The sequence below is a fragment of the Collinsella vaginalis genome, from assembly GCF_900176655.1.
In the GTDB taxonomy this organism is placed as follows: Bacteria; Actinomycetota; Coriobacteriia; order Coriobacteriales; family Coriobacteriaceae; genus Collinsella; species Collinsella vaginalis.
Window position 1 is genome coordinate 77,556 of the sequence record NZ_LT838842.1, and the last position, 16,834, is coordinate 94,389.

The window sequence follows — 16,834 nt, forward strand, 5'->3', positions numbered from 1 at the left end:
GCGACCTTCCCAACGTGCGAACCATTTCTCCTTCCCCCCAACGCAGAGATCTGGCCTCCTCGCCTCCCCCACCGCCTCGTCTCGTTCACAGGACCAGTGCCTGAACCTGAAACGGAGCTTCTCCCGACTGCTCGCGTTCTTAGAACCGGCCCCTGCGATCTGAGATTCACCAACCCCCTTGGCGACTCGGCCCGCCTTCCTTCGGGAGGGCGGGTTTTTTCTTTGGATGCACGGTTGAGGCCGTTACGTCCTCTTCGACACCGAGCTGATGGGATGCTGCCCCGAATGCACGGGACAGCATCCCATAGACAAGCTGGGCCCGTCCCTACATAAGCTTCGTCTCCTCGAGCTTCTCGATGATCCAAGCATTCACGCGGATCACGGGACGCCGGAGCGCCAACCCGAGCGCGAGAATCGGCACGAAGTAGAGGGCAAGGGTCCCAAGCTCCCACCAATACTCAGCGCCCCAACCACCGGCCATAGCAGTATGCAGCGCGTTGATGAGGTGAGCGGCCGGCAGGAAAGGATAGATCGCCTGGAAGAAGGGGGCCGTCATCTCGATCGGGAAGGTTCCGCCCGAGCCACCCACCTGCATCACCAGGAGCACCACGGCGAGCGCTTTGCCGATGTCGCCAAACGAGACCGTCAACGTGTAGACGAACAGGCAGAACATGAGCCCGCCTGTCCATCCGGCTAACAGGTACAGGAGCGGTTGCTCGCATTGAATCCCGAAGAACAGGAGCTCTCCGGCGAGCATCAGCGTGCTCTGGCAGAGGGAGAGCGCCCCGAACAGGCAGAACCGTCCCAGGTAGATCTCGTGCAGGCGCACGGGCGCGAGATCGCGTACGAGGTCGTCGGCCACATCCACCCGCATCATGGCCGCAAGAACGATGCCGCCAACCCAGAGCGAGACCGCCGTGTAGAACGGGGCCATCGCGGAACCATAGTTCTCGATATGGTAGACCGCGTGCGTATCGAGGGCGACCGGTGCGGCAAGGGCCTCGGCGAGACCGGCCGGATCAGATCCGATAAGTGCGCGGATCTGCGCGAGGTCGCCGTCTCGCACCGCGCTGTCAAGCCGGTCCTTGAGCTGCTGCAGGCTGTCCGCTGAAGCGGCCAGCGAGGTTCCGGCACCATCCAAGGTCCCGGTCACCCGCTGCAGATCGCGCGAGAGCGAGGAGGTTGCCCCGGAGAGCTTACCTACCGTTTCATCCAGACTGGCGGAGACCTCACCTGCCGAATTCGCGACACCAGAGACCGTCGAGCTGAGCTGATTCGCCTGATCGCGCAGGGTCCCCGCCTCATCGGCCTTGAGCCCGTCCACGCTCGCCTTCGCGCCCGAGATCATCGTGCGCACGGAGGCGAGCGTCTCGTTCGCGTCCGCCGCCCCGGTGGACAGGCTGCTCGCTGCGGACCGCAGACCTGAGGAAAGCGCCCGCTGCCGCGCGATGACACCGGCCTCGAGCGCCTGCAGGTCGCTGAGATCCGGGAAGAGCTCCTTGATGGTCGCAAGGATCCCCTCGTTTTCCTCCACCTCAGCGTCGACCCGGTCGGCGATGGCGTTGAGCTGCGCGGCGGTGTCCTCCGCATGCGTCGTGCCCGCGGCGAACGCATCCTCGACACTCTTTGAGACCGCGTCGAAACCCGCCGCGCCCTCGTCAAGCGACTGCTGCACAGCGGCGCGCCCATCGGCAAGCCCGTCTGCGGTCTTTTTGAGCGCACCCTCGGCATCGGCGAGCGTTCCCTTGGCCGCCTCCGAGGCCGTGCCCGTCTTCGAGAGCAGATCCCCCGTCGAGGTGACCAGGTCTGCAGTTGACCCCAGCAGACGCGCGTATGAGCCCGTGAGGGATGATGCATCGCGCAGACTGACGATCCCCGTCCCGAGCGACCTGCTCAGATTTGCCACATAGGTGCCGACCTGATCTGAATCCATGTATTTAAGCAGGCTCGAGGTGGCGGCCAGGCCCACGTCGCCGATCGTCTCCGTGAAGGTCTCGTCCACCTGCTGTGCGATGGTGCTCGCGCCCTTGTCGGTCACGCGCGGGGCGATCGCGTTCGCCTTCTGGTTCTCGTAGTAGATGAGCTTCGCGTGCTGGGCCTCGGGGGTGAAGAGCGTCATCATGCTCTCGCTGAAATCAGCGGGGATGACCACGGCGGCGTAGTAGGCTCCGGAGCGCACCCCCTCAACCGCCTCGTCCTCGCTGACGAAGACCCAGTCCATCTGATCGTTCGACCTGAGCGAGTTCACCACGGAATCGCCCATGCTGACCTTGATCGGGATGAGGTCGCTCTGGTAGCCCGCGTCGGTGTTGGCGACGGCCACCTTCAGGTTCCCGGTGTTGCCGTACGGATCCCAGCTGCCCGCGATGTTGAACCACGCGTAGAGGCACGGGATGATGACCAGGCCGACGACCACGATAAGGCCGATCACGCTCCGGCGCAGGCGCGCGATATCGTGCCGGAAGATGCGCAGGATGTTTCTCATGCCTCATCACCGCCATTCTGCCGAGGTGCCTGCCCTGAGGGCGCATCAGGCCCCTCGGTCACCACGCCGAACACCTGCGCCGCGGGCGACCCCGCCGCCTGCCTGCGGATCTCGGCGCGCAGCTCCTCATCGGAGAGCGCGGTGACCCGCATTTGCATGTTCAGATCCTGCCGCAGATACTCAACGACGATGAGGTAGGCGTCCGCCAGCACGACCGCCGCGATCCAGACAACGAGCATCGCGATCTTCCCGTCCACCGACAGGTCGAGGGCGGCCGTGAGCACGAACAGGACGATGGGAAGCCCGAAGACCAGGCAGAACCCGATCCGGATCAACAGCGGGTAGCGCGCCTCGAAGCGCGTCGCCCGTGCGACGAGGCCCGTGCGGAACCCGCCCACATCGAGCAGGGCGCGCAGGGCCAGCCGCACCGAGAGCCGCTCGTTGGCGGGGGTGTCGCGCTCGCTGATCATCACGCCGGTGGTTGCCAGCTGCCGGTCGAACAGGAGATTCAGGTTGAGCAGAAGCGGGCGGAGGCCCACGCCGATGACGAGGGCGATGACGAGGAAGATGCCGAGTATCGCGAGATCCCGCACGTACGCCATGCCGTAGAGACCGCCTATGGTCTCGCGCATGGCGTTGATGCCGTAGGTGAAGGGCAGCAGCGGATGGATCGCCTGGAAGAAGCCGGGCATCATCTCGATCGGATACATGCCCGACGACCCGGGGATCTGCACGATCACAAGGATCACGCCGAGGGCCTTGCCGATGTGCTTGAAGGCGATGGAGAGCGCGTAGATGATGTTCACGTACACGAAGCTGATCCAGATACCTGCGAGCACAAAGAGCACCGGATGGCCGCACTGAACGCCAATCACCAGGTCGCCCACGCAGGCTATGACGGCCTGCACGGCGCCGAGCAGCACGAGCAGCAGCCAGCGCCCAAAGTACCGTTCGGTGGCCGTCATCTGTACGAAGCCCTCGCGATCGACCTCCAACTTGAAGATGGCGATCAACACGAAGCCGCCCACCCAGAGCGCGAGGTTGGTGTAGAAGGGTGCCACACCGGAGCCGTAGGTGGCGACGGGATAGACCGCCTGGGTCTCCAAGGTCACCGGTGCGGCCATGAGCGAGGCAACCTGATCCCCGTCGATCCCGAGGAGCTGCTCGAGATCGGCACGGGCCTGTGAGGAGCAGAGCGCCGTGAGATCAGTTGATGCGTTCGCCAGGGCTTCGTCTAGCGCGGCCAAGCTTCCGTCGGTCTCGGAGAGGGCTGCGGACGCCTGGTCGAGCGTGGTGGAGAGCTGATCTAAGATGCCTTCGGCCTGCTCGATCACCGGGCCGAGCGAGGAGACCGCCCCAGCGAGATCGGCCGATGTGTCAGCGAAGGCATCGAGCCCGTTTGAGATCTGCGGGAGCACAGATGTGCTCAAGGTGGCGTTCGCAGCGGAGATGCGATCGAGTCCGCTTGACACGGCAGTGTTGACGGAATCTGAGGCTTGAGCAACCGACGACGCCACCCGCGTGATGTCGGCGCTCTGCGTGGCCGCGGCGTCGTGAACGGACTGCATCTCATCGCGGGCCGCCGTGAGATCGGAGACGAGCCGCTCGACCGCAGGTAGCGAGGCGGCGGGGGACGCCTCGATGCGGGCGATGAGCGCGCTCAGATCGTCCACGGCCCCCTGGGTCTGCTCGAGATGGGCATCGACTGTAGCCCCGGCCTGCATGATGGTGCCGCTGATCTTCCCCACCGCGGTGTTCGTTCGTGCCGAGGCCTGTCCGAGCGCCACGCCGCCGTCGGCAAGGGCGGCCGCGAGCGACGTTGAGAAGGTTCGTGCGCTCGTCCGCGTGCTCGTGAGCAGGGTGTCCCCCTGCGTGAGGGCGTCGCGCAGGCCGGGCAACTGCCCGTTGAGGGAGGTAAGCGTGTCCTTCGCCGAGGAGATGGCCTCCTTCGTGGCCCCCACGGTGCCCTGCATATCGAAGAGCGAGCTCCTGATATCCTGCAGGGATGTGCGCGCTGAGGAGACGCTGTCGGCGAGGCCCGTGACGGCCGCATCACCCGAGGCTTCAGCATCGGCCCCGACCGCCTTCAGGCGCTCGACAACCGTCCCGCTTACCGTAGAGACGAAGGTGGCGTTCACCTGCTCTTGGATGGTGGAGGCGCCCGTGCCCGTCACCTTCGGCGCGATGGCGTTTTTCTTCTCGTTGACGTAGTAGGTGAGTGTGGGCTGCGTGAAGGTACCCGTGAGCATACTCGTCAGGTTCTCGCTGAAATCAGCGGGGATGATCACCGCCGCATAGTAGTCTCCACGCTCCACGCCCGTGCGGGCCTCGTCGGCGTCAACGAAGGTCCAGCCCAGCTGGTGGTTGTCGTGCAGCTCGTCGACCACCTCGGCACCGGCGTTGAGCTCGCCAACGTACTGGTTGGAGACGCCTGCGTCCTCGTTGGCCACGGCGATCTTGATACCCGCCGTGTTCGCATACGGATCCCAGTTTGCCGCGATGTTGTACCACGCGTACAGCGAGGGTATGACGCAGACGCCGATGGTCACGATGAGCGCGACGGGGTTGCGCAGAAGGCGGCCGATATCGCGCTTGAAGATCCTGCCTGCTTTGTTCACGGTCAACCATCCTGATTAGACTCGCTGTGCCGGTGCGTGCGTCCGACGTCGCTTGGGTCGCGCAAGGCCCGTTCGAGCGACGGCGCGATAATGCCAGAATATAGCACCTCCTCATGCTCCTCAAGAAAATGAACAAATGTATTTTTACTCAGAGAAACGCGAGGTGGACGACGTAAGGGCATCCTCGTTATCCGTACGTCCACCTTGAGTTCTGGACTTGAGGTCATGCGAAACAGTGGGTCGCTACCTTGATACCCACAAACAGTGGCGGCAACAGGTGAACCTGTTTTGCATTTTTTGCCGCTATGCATAGATTTGCGGGTGAAACGGGCGAGCTATGAATCCCACGGTGCATAGCTCGAAAAAATGCACCTGTTCTGACCTGCGTATTCCTCGCCGATACTTTAAGGGCGCGCGATCCCCCTAGGCATATCTCTCAAAAATGCAAATCGGGCGACCTCGGCGGCCGCCCGATTCACGCATATCGATTGCTGCACGCGCCTCTCGACGCACGTGGCCCGATCATGCCACCTGCATGATCGGGCCTGCACATGGCACGGAAACAAACACCGTGCGCACCGCCAGGCACCGAGATGCTCGACGCGCAGAAGCCGTTCAGGGCTGCGCTCGCCCAACTCGTCGCCTGGCACGGCGGCTTCGCCCTCGATGGGCGGCGGGGGCTTGGACGCACCTCACGCAAGCCCGCGCCGCATCACATCCCGGCTTACTGCCCCGCCGTCAGCGCCGCGCGGGCATCCTTGAGCGCGGCCACTGCGGCGTCGACCTCATCTTGGCTCGCCCAGCGATCCCCATACACGTTCTTAGCCGCATCGATGGCGGTCTGCAGGGCCGCGTAGGGCTCAGCGGCGAACCCGCGCGGTCCGATGGCCCAGGTCTGGGAGATGAGCGCGTCGAGCACGAGCTTGTCCGCCTCCGCGACCTCGGTTCCGCCGCTCATCGCAGATTCGAGCGCCGTCTTCGCGAGGTCGGCCGCGGCTTGCGAGGCGGCGTCGCCCTGGGCGGTCACGCTCTCCGCGAAGGAGATCGCGGCGCTGAGCGCGTCAGCCGACGCCTTCGTCCAGTGGGAGGAGTCCACCGCCTTCGCGTCGGCGAGAGCGGTCGCGAGCGCTGTGAGGTCAACGGCGGCATGCATGCGGCCCATCGCCGTCTCGATCGCGAGGCGCGCGGCGTCGAGCTCGGAAGCGGCGGGGGCACCCCTTNGGCGAGAGCGGTCGCGAGCGCTGTGAGGTCAACGGCGGCATGCATGCGGCCCATCGCCGTCTCGATCGCGAGGCGCGCGGCGTCGAGCTCGGAAGCGGCGGGGCCATCCTTGGACAGCAGCGCCTCGCCCACGCCGATCGCCGCGTTGAGCCTGCTCACGTCGGCATCAAGGTAGGAGGTGCCGTTCGCAAGCAGGGCGCGGGCACGCGTGAGCACTGAGGTGAGCCGCTCCAAGGCGTCGTTGCGGCCGAAGGCGAACCAGTCCACATTTGCCACGAACCCACCGTTGCCGCCGTCCGTCCGCAGGGTGAAGTACACGGTGTGGGTGCCCGTCACCGTCTCGGGAAGCGCGGCGGTCACCTGCTCGTACGCGTTCCAATTGGTGCCTGTCGCCGGGATCGACACCGTCGTGATCGGATCGCTGTCAAGCAAATCCAGGCGGATCTCGATGCGGCCGTTCTTCCCGCAGCGCGCCGAGTTGTTCACATAGCGCACCGTGAGCGTCGAGGCGCCCTTGGAACCGAAATCGAGACCTGCGTAGCCGAGCCAGGCGCCGTCGTAGGTCGCCCCGACATTGTTGATCGTCGTGTTCGAGGTCGAATCCGTGCTCGTCTCCGTCTTGAGGTTGCCACCACTCCAGGAGTCGCGCTCCTCGGCCTGCAGGGTCTCATAGGCCGAGCGCTGCGCGGTCACACCCGAGGTGGCCCGGGAGATCGCCGTCGCCAGCGCCTCAGCCGCAGCGTCCACCTGGTCTGATGTGGCACCGTCGAAGCTCGCGACCGCTGCGGCCGCGTCCTGGGCGGATGTCAAGGCTGCAGCCTGATCGGCGCCGAGGGTGCCGCCGTCGAGCAGGGACTGGGCCTCGGCGATAAGATCGGCGAGGCGGCTGTCGGTGCGCGCCATCTCAGAGGCGACCTCCTGATCGCTCAGCGCCTTTCCGTAGACGGTGAAGCTCGAGATGGACCCATCGAAATACGGGTCGCCCCAGAAGTCGATGCCGCCGACGCGGAAGAACGAGCTGGGATCCGCCACGGCCCCGGCGAGGCTGCTGTCGGCGGTGCCGGTTGCCGCAAGCTTCCCGTTCAGGTAAAGCTTCGCGACCTGGCCGCTCTGAACGTACGTCACATACGCCCCAAACCCAGCTGAGACGCCGTTCTGCGCTGCCGTGCGGCGTTCACCGGCGCCCGCCAGATTGAGACCGCTGCGCAGCAGGTTGTTCAGGGCCACGACGAAGAAGTTGCTCTTGTCGGACCCGGCCCCGATAAGCATCTGGTTGTTCTCCGTCGAGGCGAGGTTCACCCACGCGGAGATCGTCGCGTCGTCACCGAGGGATCCGAGGACCCCCACCGGCACGTTCAGGTACTGGCTCGCGTCGGCATCAAGCTTGAGGACGCCATTCGAGACCTGAGCCCCGTTGACGAGCGTCGCATCGTAGCCGTTGCCGCTCGTGTCGGACACGCGACCGCCGGCGGAGCTATCAAAGGTGTACGAGGCGACCTCGCCGTTCGCGCCCAAGGTGCCTGAGCTGACGTTGACCTCGAAGCCTGCGCTCACTCCCTGGTAGGAGACGGAGACGGTCCCCTTCCCTGTCTCACGAGGCAGCTGGCCGATCTCGAGCTCGTCGCTCGAGAGGGCAAGCGTCCGCGTGTAGGACGAGGTGCCGTACGCGATGCTCACCGAACCGCCCGTGAGGTCGAGGGTGTCGCCCACGCGGTAGTCGACGGTCGTGGGCGCGGTGACGGTCAGGGACGTCGGCGTCAGGCGGGACACGATCCTGAGGGCGCCGAGCGCGGTGTCGGCGCGGTTCTCGACTTCCGCCGCGGCAGCGCCTGCGAGGGCCTCGTCGGCGAGGGAGATGCGCACGGGGAAGGTCTCGTTCTCAGATGTCATGTCGCGTATCGTCCCTGCGAGGTGTATCGACACCTCAGTGTCGGAGGTGCGGGTGACCGTGGCCTCAACACCCTCGGGCACACCCGAGAGGGTGACGCCTGCAGCCACCGCGTCAGCATCGGCGAAGGCCGCCTCACCGGACAGGGTGGCCTTGACGCTGGCGTCCACCACGCCGTCGGCAGCCTCGATCGTGCTCGCGTCGAGCGAGAGCGACGAGGTGTAGGCGGATACGGTGTCGGAGTTCGAGGCAGAGGGGGCCGCAGCGCCATCGGACGCCCAGTCGCTGGGCTGCTCGCCCATCTGGAGGACCAGCTTGCCGCCACGGGAGATCTCCCCCGTATCCAACCAGGTGCGATCGAACGAGGAGCCGTTCAGCTGCGCCGACTGAATGTACATCGCCGTGGGCGAGGTTCCCTCGGCGCGGATCGTGAAGGTCTTCCCATCACCCACGTCGAGCGTCATGCTCTCGAAGAACGGGGAGCCGATCTGGAAGGTGGTATCGCCGGGCGCAAGCGGGAAGATGCCCATGCCCGCGGCCACGTACATCGCGGCCATCGTGCCCGCGTCGTCGTCCATGGTCTCCAGGAGCCCGTCGGGTGCCAAGCGGTAGACCTGCTCATAGCTTGCGGGGCGGTACTCGCCGGTCCCGCTATAGCGGTTCCAGGTCTTGCCCGTGTAGATCTGGCGCACCCAGTACTGAGTCTCACTGGGCTTGCCGGCGATGTTGAAGTAGTACGGGGTCTGCAGGTCGATCTCGTTGGTGTTCGAGTGCAGCATCCTGCTGCCGTCGGCGTCCTCGCCCTTGGCGCCGTAGAGGGTGGAGAGGGCAGAGAGCATCTGGCTCTGCCCACCCATGAGCTCCATGAGCCCGCCCACATCGTTCGAATCCCACCAGGTGTACTGCCAGATCGTGCCCTGGTAGAGGCCGTTCGCCCTATAGCTCTCGGGATCGGCGTTCATCCAGGCACCCGAGGCGTCCTTCGGCCAGAGCAGGCCGACCGAAGTCCCGTCCGCCGCTGTGACGGCATCGGCGCGGTAGATGTTCTTGTAGCTCATCGCGTACTCGGAGAACTGCGCCGCCTCGTCGGTGTGGCCGAGAGCCGTGGCGATCTTCGCAAGGGCCCAGTAGTCGTAAGCGCACTCGACGGTCTTGTCGACGCGCCCCGGCACGTAACCCAGGGTGTCGGCGACGGAATCGTACGACGAGGCGACGAACGCCTTTGCCGCCTCGTATGCCGCCTCGAGGTTGGGGATGTCCATGTAGCCCTTCGCGATGCCGTCCGCGAGGATGGCGATCGCATGCTCGTTTCGCACCGTGAGCACCGGTTGGGTGTCGTTGCCCCAGGTGCTGATGCCCGTCACGAACATGTCGGCGACGGACCTGATGATATCGGCGTACACGTCCGGGGCGATGAGGCCGATCATCGGGTACTTGCGGAAGTCGTCCCACATGGTCCAGGAGTCGTAATGCGTGTAGCCCGCGGCCGTGTAGACCTTGCCATCCGTGCCGCGGTAGGTTCCGCTCGTGCTCGTGGCGTTCACCGGCGTCGTGAACATGCGGTACAGCTCGGTGTAGAAGAGGCGAAGCCGTGTGCCGTCCGGGTCGCTCGTCTGGCTGCTCTGGATGGAGACCTTGCCGAGCATCTCATTCCACGCGGTGTCGGCCTGCGAGCGCACCTGGTCGAAGTCCCATGAGGAGTCCTCGGTCTTCATATCGATCTTGGCCTGCTCCGCGCTGATCGGCGAGATGGCGGTCTTCACCTGGACCTGCTGGCCCTTGGAGACCGCAAGCTCGAGCACGGCACCGAGATCGTTGCCGGTGAGCTCGCGACTGTCCGTCAGCGTGTTGCCGTTCCAGGTGCGCACGCTGGTGACGGGCGTGTCGATCACCGTGTAGAAGTACATGGTGTACTTTCCATGGCCGCTTACGTTGCGGCCGGAGAACCGACCGGAGAGGGCCACCGTCCCGTCATCGAGCGTCTCGACGTTCAGGATGGCGTCGCGCACGTCGGTGCCGTGGTAGGTGTAGTTGAGGTCGAGGACGATCGAGGCCGTTCCCGCTGAGGGGAAGGTGTAGCGCTGGAAGCCCGTTCGCGTCGTCGTGGTCATCTCAGCTTTGATCGATCCCATCGAGGACTGTGCGGTGCCCTCGTCTTGGCCCGTGTTGGGCGTGAGGTCCACCGCATAGTATCCGGGCGACGCCTCCTCCTGATCGTGACTGAACGACTGGGCGCGGCTCTCGAGTGTCGGCTTCCCGGTGTAGGTGACGTAGGTGGGCGTGATCAGCACGTCGCCGCCGGCACCCTGGCCGCCCACGCCCTCGATGCGCGTGTGCGAGAAACCCGAGATCTTGTCCTTGCTGTAATCGTAACCGGCATGATCGTCGGTCGCATGCGGGTAGGTGTCGGGGCTCAGCTTCACAATACCGTACGGTGAGATCGCCGCCGGCGTCTGCTGCCCGTTGTCCACCTCGGTGCCCATGAAGGGGTCGACGAGCGAGGTGAGGCTCACCGGCTGGGCCCAGGTGCGGACCGCGGTGCCGGCAAGGGCGACAAGTGCGAGGACGATGGCAACCGGCAGGATGCGGCGCTTGAACGTCCTGGATGAAAGCGTCATGGAGGTTCCTTTCGCTTCGTTAGCGGCGCACGGCGCGGCGCCGGGAGCCGAGGGCGATGAAGATGATCGCCGTGGCGAGGGTGGCGAGAACGACGATCGGGGTTGCATCGGCCGTCTTCGGCAGATCGCGCTTGGTGGTCTTCTGCGCGGAGCTCGTGGAAGACGCGGTGTCAGACCCCGTGTCGGCGGAACCGGAGTCCGCGTTGCCGGCGCCTGCATCCGATGAGCCCGTGCCATCATCCGTGCCGTTACCGGTGTTGCCGCCGTTATCCGTACCGCTATCGGTGCTGCCGTTGGTGCCGGTGCCATCGTCCGTACCACCGGTGTTGCCGCCGGTGTCGCCGCCGTTATCCGTGCCATTGCCGTTGTCGGTGTCACCACCCGTGCCCGAGCCGTCGCTCGCGGCGGGAACGGTCACCGTGCGAGTCGCGGTCTGGGTCTGCCCCTCGAAGGTGACCGTGTAGGTGATGGTGTAGACACCCGGCTCATCGGTGTCGACATAACGAATCTCGGATCCGTCCTAATCGGTCACGCTCACATGCACGAGGTCGGTAAGATCATCCCCCTCGGCGCTCGCCGCGCTCACGCCCTCCATGGGGTCGAAGGTTGAGGACGCCTCAAGCGTACCGTCGGCGGGCGCGGTGATCGCCGGGGCATCGGTCCGCTTGATCGTGAAGCTGTCCATCTTCGTGAGCTCGCCGTTGTCTGCGTAGTACGTGTCAAGCGAGAGCGATTGCGCGCTGACGATGACGCTTGTGATGCTCTTACGGCTTGACTGGTCCTGCGCGGCCACATACCCGGGAAGCGCCGAAGTGGAGAGATTCTCGTTCATCGGGTAGTACTTGGAGCCTGAGGACGAGTTCGCGGTGAGGTAGAGCACCTCGCCAGCCGCCGGGTTGCGAACCTCGGTCGGGACGGGCTCACCGGCGGAGACGTCGTTGCCCTCGGGGACGACCGGCGTCGTGCCGTTCATCATGTAGGTCCGCGTGAAATAGTGGTCGTGGCCCATGAGGACCGCGTCGATACCCAGCTCGGAGAAGATCTGGGGAAGTGTGTTGCGGAGATCCACGACGTCCTTGTCCCCGTAATGCCGCGCAAGACTGAACACCGAGTGGTGGAAGGCGACGATCTTCCACGTGGCGTCGGGATTCTGGGCGATCGCCTCCTGCATGAACTGGCGGTGCATCGCCACGCCCTCGTTGTTGGAGTTCAGCACCATAAACAGGACCCCGTTGTAGGTGAACCAGTAGTCACCGGACATCGAGCCCGTGTCCGTCCGAGCGCCAAGGCTCGAGACGTTCGGCAGGTTGAAGTAGTCGGAGTAGCGGGTGTTGCCGACGTCGTGGTTTCCCACGCTCACCGCCTGGGCGAGTGAGGTGAGGCCCGCCGCTGAGAAGTAGTTGTCGTACTGATCGTCGCTTTGTTTATCGTTCACCTGATCGCCGACGGAGATCATGAACGCGGGATTGAGCGCGTCGGCAAGGCTGAGCGTGTCGGACCAGCCAGCGGTATCGCTGCTGGTCGAGTTCGCACCGATCTGCGGGTCGCCGGCGAGCAGGAAGGTGAACGTGGACGAGGCCCCTTGGGCGCTGCTCGTGAACTCCGCGATCGGCGACCACGCCGCATCATTACCGACGCGGTAGAGGTAGGTGGTGTTCTCCTGGATATCGGTGATGGTCGCCTTGTAGGCGGTGTACCCGGTCCGCTGCGCCTCCGTGCCCGTGGCCGCAACGCGCACGGCCCCTTCCTCGGGGAACGAGCTTCCGTCCTCATAGGCCGCCGGCTTAGCGACGAACTCGACATAGGAGGTCTCGCTTGAGGTGCTCAACCAGGAAAGGTTCCGCGAGGTCTCGGTGGCGCCCACCTCAAGGGAGACGTCGCGAACATTCGGGGCATCGATAGACGGGTTGGACTCTTCGGTTGCGGAGGTTGCGGCGATGTCTGCTCCAGCCCGCTCAGGACCGAGCAATGACCCAGCACCCACGGCGGTGAGCGCAAGCGCCAGAATGACCAGGACGCCGATCCAGACCCTCGTGGATCCAGCACGCCGTCCTCTTGCAACCTCATATGACCCCCTTACTGCGGCACGCGGACATCGCGATATCGACCACGCGCCTCAACTGAACATGTGCGTGCTCAAGTCTGGTGACCAGACGTAAGGGAATCATCAGCGATACTTCAGCGTTTCTGCAGATGGAGGCTACCTTGCCCTGAAATAGTTCGTGTTTATTTATTTGTTGCGCAACCGTATTGAGATCATGTACACGGCATAGACCACGTGAAATACGGGCTATGCCGCATCGATATTCCGGGATAATTTATCGGACATCCATACGGTTCGGCGCATGGCTGTTCTTTAGGAAGTCATAAGTTTCCATTCCGGTGCCGAGCGGCGATTCGACGCCGGATCCTCGGCCCAGCAGCCAACCCCGCGCACGACGGATGGTTTAAGACCGCTCAGATCCGGCCTCCGCCCCACCCTCCGCGCCGCGCCGCGGCAACGTATCCGCATGCGCCGGGTGCATCGCCGCGAGCGGGATCGAGCGTATTCAGGTTGGCAGCACGCGCCTTCAAAAGATGCGGCGCCAGGGTGTTGTCCCCGGCGCCGCACAGACGGGTTTTGCGCACAGACGTCCCTACAGCAGACGCAGCGAGACCTCCTTGAGCTGGCGCGCCGAGACCTCGCTCGGAGCGTCGCTCATCAGGTCGGAGCCTGAGCTCGTCTTGGGGAAGGCCATGACCTCGCGGATGGAGTCCGCGCCGGCGAGCAACATGCAGACGCGGTCGAGGCCGAGGGCGAAGCCGCCCATCGGGGGAGCGCCGAACTCGAGGGCGTCCATCAGGAAGCCAAACTGCTCGCGGGCGCCCTCAGGGGTGAAGCCGAGTTTCTCGAGGATGCGCTCCTGGAGCGCGGCGTCGTGGATACGCATGCCGCCGCCGCCCGCCTCGAATCCGTCCATCACGAAGTCGTACGTGCGAGACCCCACGGAGAGCGGATCGGTGTCCAGACGGTCGATATCGTCCTCGACAGGCTGCGTGAAGGGCTGGTGCTCGGCCGCATAGGCGCCGCGGTCCTCGTCCCAGTGGAAGAGCGGGAAGTCCACGACCCAGAGGAAATCGTGGCCCTCGCGCGGGATGTCGAGGGCATCCGCCATATGGCAGCGCATGCCGCCCAGGATCTCGCAGCTCTCGAGGCGCGGACCGGCGGCGAACATCACAAGGTCGCCGGGCTCCACCTCAGCGCGCTCGCGCAGGGCAGCCATCTCCTCCTCGGAGAAGAACTTGACGATGGGGCTGTTGATGCTGCCGTCCTCGCGGAAGGCGATCCAAGCGAGGCCGCGGGCGCCGAGCTCGCGGGCAACGGGCTCGAGCTTGTCGATCTTGGCACGGGCCCAGGTGCCGGCACCCTTGGCGTTGATGCACTTGACAACCGAACCCTCGGTGTTCGCCGCGCTCGCGAAGACCTTGAACGACGAGCCCTTGAAGATATCGGTGACGTCGACCAGGTGCATACCGTAGCGGGTGTCGGGCTTGTCGATACCGTAGGTCTCCATCGCGTCCCAGTAGCTCAGGCGGCGCAGCGGCGTGGGCATCTCGACGCCCATCGCGGCGAAGGCGTCCGAGAGGACATCCTCGAGCTCCGCCATGACGTCATCCTGGTTGACGAAGCTCATCTCGATGTCCACCTGCGTGAACTCGGGCTGGCGGTCGGCACGGAGATCCTCATCGCGGAAGCACTTCGCCACCTGGTAGTAGCGCTCGACGCCGCCCACCATGAGGAGCTGCTTCAGGAGCTGGGGGCTCTGGGGCAGGGCGTAGAAGTGACCAGGCTGGATACGACTGGGTACGAGGAAGTCGCGGGCACCCTCGGGCGTTGACTTGAAGAGGCTCGGGGTCTCGACCTCCATGAAGGCACGACGGTGCAGGGCCTCGCGGATGGCGAAGATGAAATCGGAGCGCAGCTTCAGGTTGGCCATCATCTTTGGACGACGGATATCGAGGTAGCGGTAGCGCAGGCGAATGTCCTCACCGGCCTCGATGTGGTCCTCGATCTGGAACGGAGGGGTCTTGGAGCGGTTTAGGATCTCGATCTCGGAGATGAGGACCTCGATGTCCCCCGTGGCGAGCTTCGCATTCTCCATGCCCTCGGGTCGGCGGCGCACGGTACCCCGGACCTTGACGGGCCACTCGGAGCGGATGGTCTCGGCGGTGTGGAACGCGGTGCCGCCGGAGTGCTCGGGATCGAAGGAGATCTGCGTGACGCCCGCGCGGTCACGCAGGTCGACGAAGATGAGGCCGCCGTGATCGCGGCGACGCCACACCCAACCGGTGAGTGTGACCGTGCTCCCGATGTGCTCGGCCGTGAGCTCGCCGCAGGTGTGCGTGTGCATTGCATGGGTGTCCGCCATGGATACCTCCGAAGTCCGTGCCGCCCCGTGCCGGTGCGGGCGACGATGTTACAGACCGCGCGGCTGCGTAGACAGCGGAGCCGCACATGACCGCCTATGATAGCGCGGGCGGCCTGTGAGCGACACCCCCGCCGGACCCACGGCCCAGTTTTAACATTGCGGCGGGCGCAATGAGAGCACCGTGCGAATCGCGCTCGACGCCCGCCTCCTTGCGCCCGCCGGGCCTAACGCACCGTGCCGTCAGCGAAAACGAGTTCGCGCTCCGGCCCGGTGAGCTGGGATCTTGCCTGGTCACGCAGCTCATTCAATCCGGAGAGGAACTGGCGCTGCATGACGAGGGCGTAGTAGCGGCCGCGGCGCGTGAGCGTCAGCTCGCGGTCGTTGTTCGTTTGGAACGCGCCGTTCGCCTGCATGAAGGCCATCTCCATCGGCAGGCCACGCTCCACGCTCACCCCGAAATCACGCTTGAACCGCTCCTTGTCCAGGCGCAGGGCGTAGAGGTCCTGCATGAACCGGTAGCGCATGAGATCACGGCGGCTCATCTTCGTCTTGCCCATGAGCGACATCCGGCCTGACTCGATGGCCTCGTTGTACTCCTTGATCGAGAAGGTGTTCACGTAGATGGTTCCATCGAGGTGCGTGACCGACCCCGAACCGATCGCCGGGTACTCCTCGTAGGAGACACCGAACTCATCGACAGACGCCGCGCTCTCACCGCATGCATGGAGGTTCCGCCCCGTACGGTTGAACGTCCAGACCGTACGCCGCTCAAAGGCGGGATCAGATCCGCCGGCGAGCTCCTCGTCGAGGATCTTGTAGTACTCGTACTCCCGCTCGTAGTTGGGGTGACCGAGCGTATCCAGCATGTGCCTGGTGGTGGCGTTCGAGAAATACAGGGGGCTGAAGGTGGTCTGCTGGCATCCGCTCTCCCGAATCCGCTCGATATCGCGGCGAAGAACCTCCTCCGTCTGCGATGGAAAGTTGAAGATCATGTCCACGTTCAAGATGTCGAAGTGCTCCCGCGCCTCTTGGATGCGCTCGAAGATCTCCTCGCCGCTCCCGTACTTCTCATAGCGGTCCATCTGCTTGAGCAGGGTGTCATCGAAACTCTGCACGCCGACGGAGAGCCGTTGGATGCGGCCCTCCATCTTCTCCAGGTAGGGTCCCGTCAGATGGTTGGGGTTCGTCTCAGAGCAGACCTCTTTGATAGAGAAGGTGTCGCGAGCGAGGTCGAGGGTCTCGCAGAGCTCGTCGATCATGATGGTCGGCGTGCCACCGCCGCAGTAGATGCTCTCGAAGTCGTAACCGAGATCCTTGAGCATGAGCATCTCGCGGCGGAGGTTCTTGAAGTACGGCCGTGCCACCTCCTCGCGGAAGGGGTAGCGGTTGAAGCTGCAGTAGGGGCAGAGCCGTTGGCAAAACGGGATGTGCATGTAGAGCATGTAGCGCAGGCCGGGCTTCGGGCCCGGAAGCGTGCGCTCGGTCGCAGGCTCGAGCCTCAGCTCGCGTTTGGCCATCGTCTTGATCACCCGTGTCAGCATGCGCTCGGAAATCACATCTGCTCCATTCAGCATCTCATTCGCAACGCTTGGTAT

Annotated in this window: 8 protein-coding genes and 1 pseudogene; all 9 read right to left on the reverse strand. The window is 64.7% G+C overall.

Annotation, left to right across the window (positions count from 1 at the left end; translation table 11 throughout):
* Positions 1-325: 325 nt before the first annotated feature.
* Positions 326-2,485, reverse strand: coding sequence for a YhgE/Pip domain-containing protein (locus CAP13_RS00345; protein ID WP_085829702.1), 2,160 nt, complete (start codon positions 2,483-2,485; stop codon positions 326-328).
* Positions 2,482-5,103, reverse strand: a complete 2,622-nt coding sequence (locus tag CAP13_RS00350) for a YhgE/Pip domain-containing protein (RefSeq protein ID WP_245798839.1) — start codon at positions 5,101-5,103, stop codon at positions 2,482-2,484. The genes CAP13_RS00345 and CAP13_RS00350 overlap by 4 nt, the downstream gene beginning before the upstream one ends.
* Before the next feature lie 724 nt (positions 5,104-5,827).
* Positions 5,828-6,199, reverse strand: a complete 372-nt coding sequence (locus CAP13_RS09780) for an FIVAR domain-containing protein (protein ID WP_085829704.1) — start codon at positions 6,197-6,199, stop codon at positions 5,828-5,830.
* Positions 6,127-10,938 carry a GH92 family glycosyl hydrolase gene (locus CAP13_RS00360; RefSeq protein WP_425429814.1) on the reverse strand — a complete coding sequence of 1,604 codons (4,812 nt, stop codon included), beginning with the start codon at positions 10,936-10,938 and terminating at the stop codon, positions 6,127-6,129. The genes CAP13_RS09780 and CAP13_RS00360 overlap by 73 nt, the downstream gene beginning before the upstream one ends.
* The gene (locus CAP13_RS09785; RefSeq protein WP_245798840.1) at positions 10,850-11,248 is read right to left on the reverse strand and encodes a hypothetical protein; all 399 of its coding nucleotides are present in this window, start codon (positions 11,246-11,248) and stop codon (positions 10,850-10,852) included. The genes CAP13_RS00360 and CAP13_RS09785 overlap by 89 nt, the downstream gene beginning before the upstream one ends.
* 3 nt (positions 11,249-11,251) lie before the next feature.
* Positions 11,252-11,338 (reverse strand): annotated as a pseudogene (locus tag CAP13_RS10435) (immunoglobulin-like domain-containing protein); the annotation flags it as partial.
* A gap of 12 nt (positions 11,339-11,350) precedes the next feature.
* A complete protein-coding gene (locus tag CAP13_RS00365; protein WP_085829706.1) occupies positions 11,351-12,814 on the reverse strand; it encodes a purple acid phosphatase family protein in 1,464 nt (487 codons plus the stop codon).
* Between the two features lie 652 nt (positions 12,815-13,466).
* A complete protein-coding gene (gene aspS / locus CAP13_RS00370; RefSeq protein ID WP_085829707.1) occupies positions 13,467-15,239 on the reverse strand; it encodes an aspartate--tRNA ligase in 1,773 nt (590 codons plus the stop codon).
* A gap of 224 nt (positions 15,240-15,463) precedes the next feature.
* The gene (locus tag CAP13_RS00375) at positions 15,464-16,795 is read right to left on the reverse strand and encodes a coproporphyrinogen III oxidase family protein (protein ID WP_085829708.1); all 1,332 of its coding nucleotides are present in this window, start codon (positions 16,793-16,795) and stop codon (positions 15,464-15,466) included.
* Between the last annotated feature and the right edge of the window lie 39 nt (positions 16,796-16,834).

Excerpts from the sequence above, each read along its gene's own strand:
- CAP13_RS00345 (WP_085829702.1), bottom strand. The coding sequence starts at position 2,485 with ATGAGAAACATCCTGCGCATCTTCCGGCACGATATCGCGCGCCTGCGC.
- aspS (WP_085829707.1), bottom strand. The coding sequence starts at position 15,239 with ATGGCGGACACCCATGCAATGCACACGCACACCTGCGGCGAGCTCACG.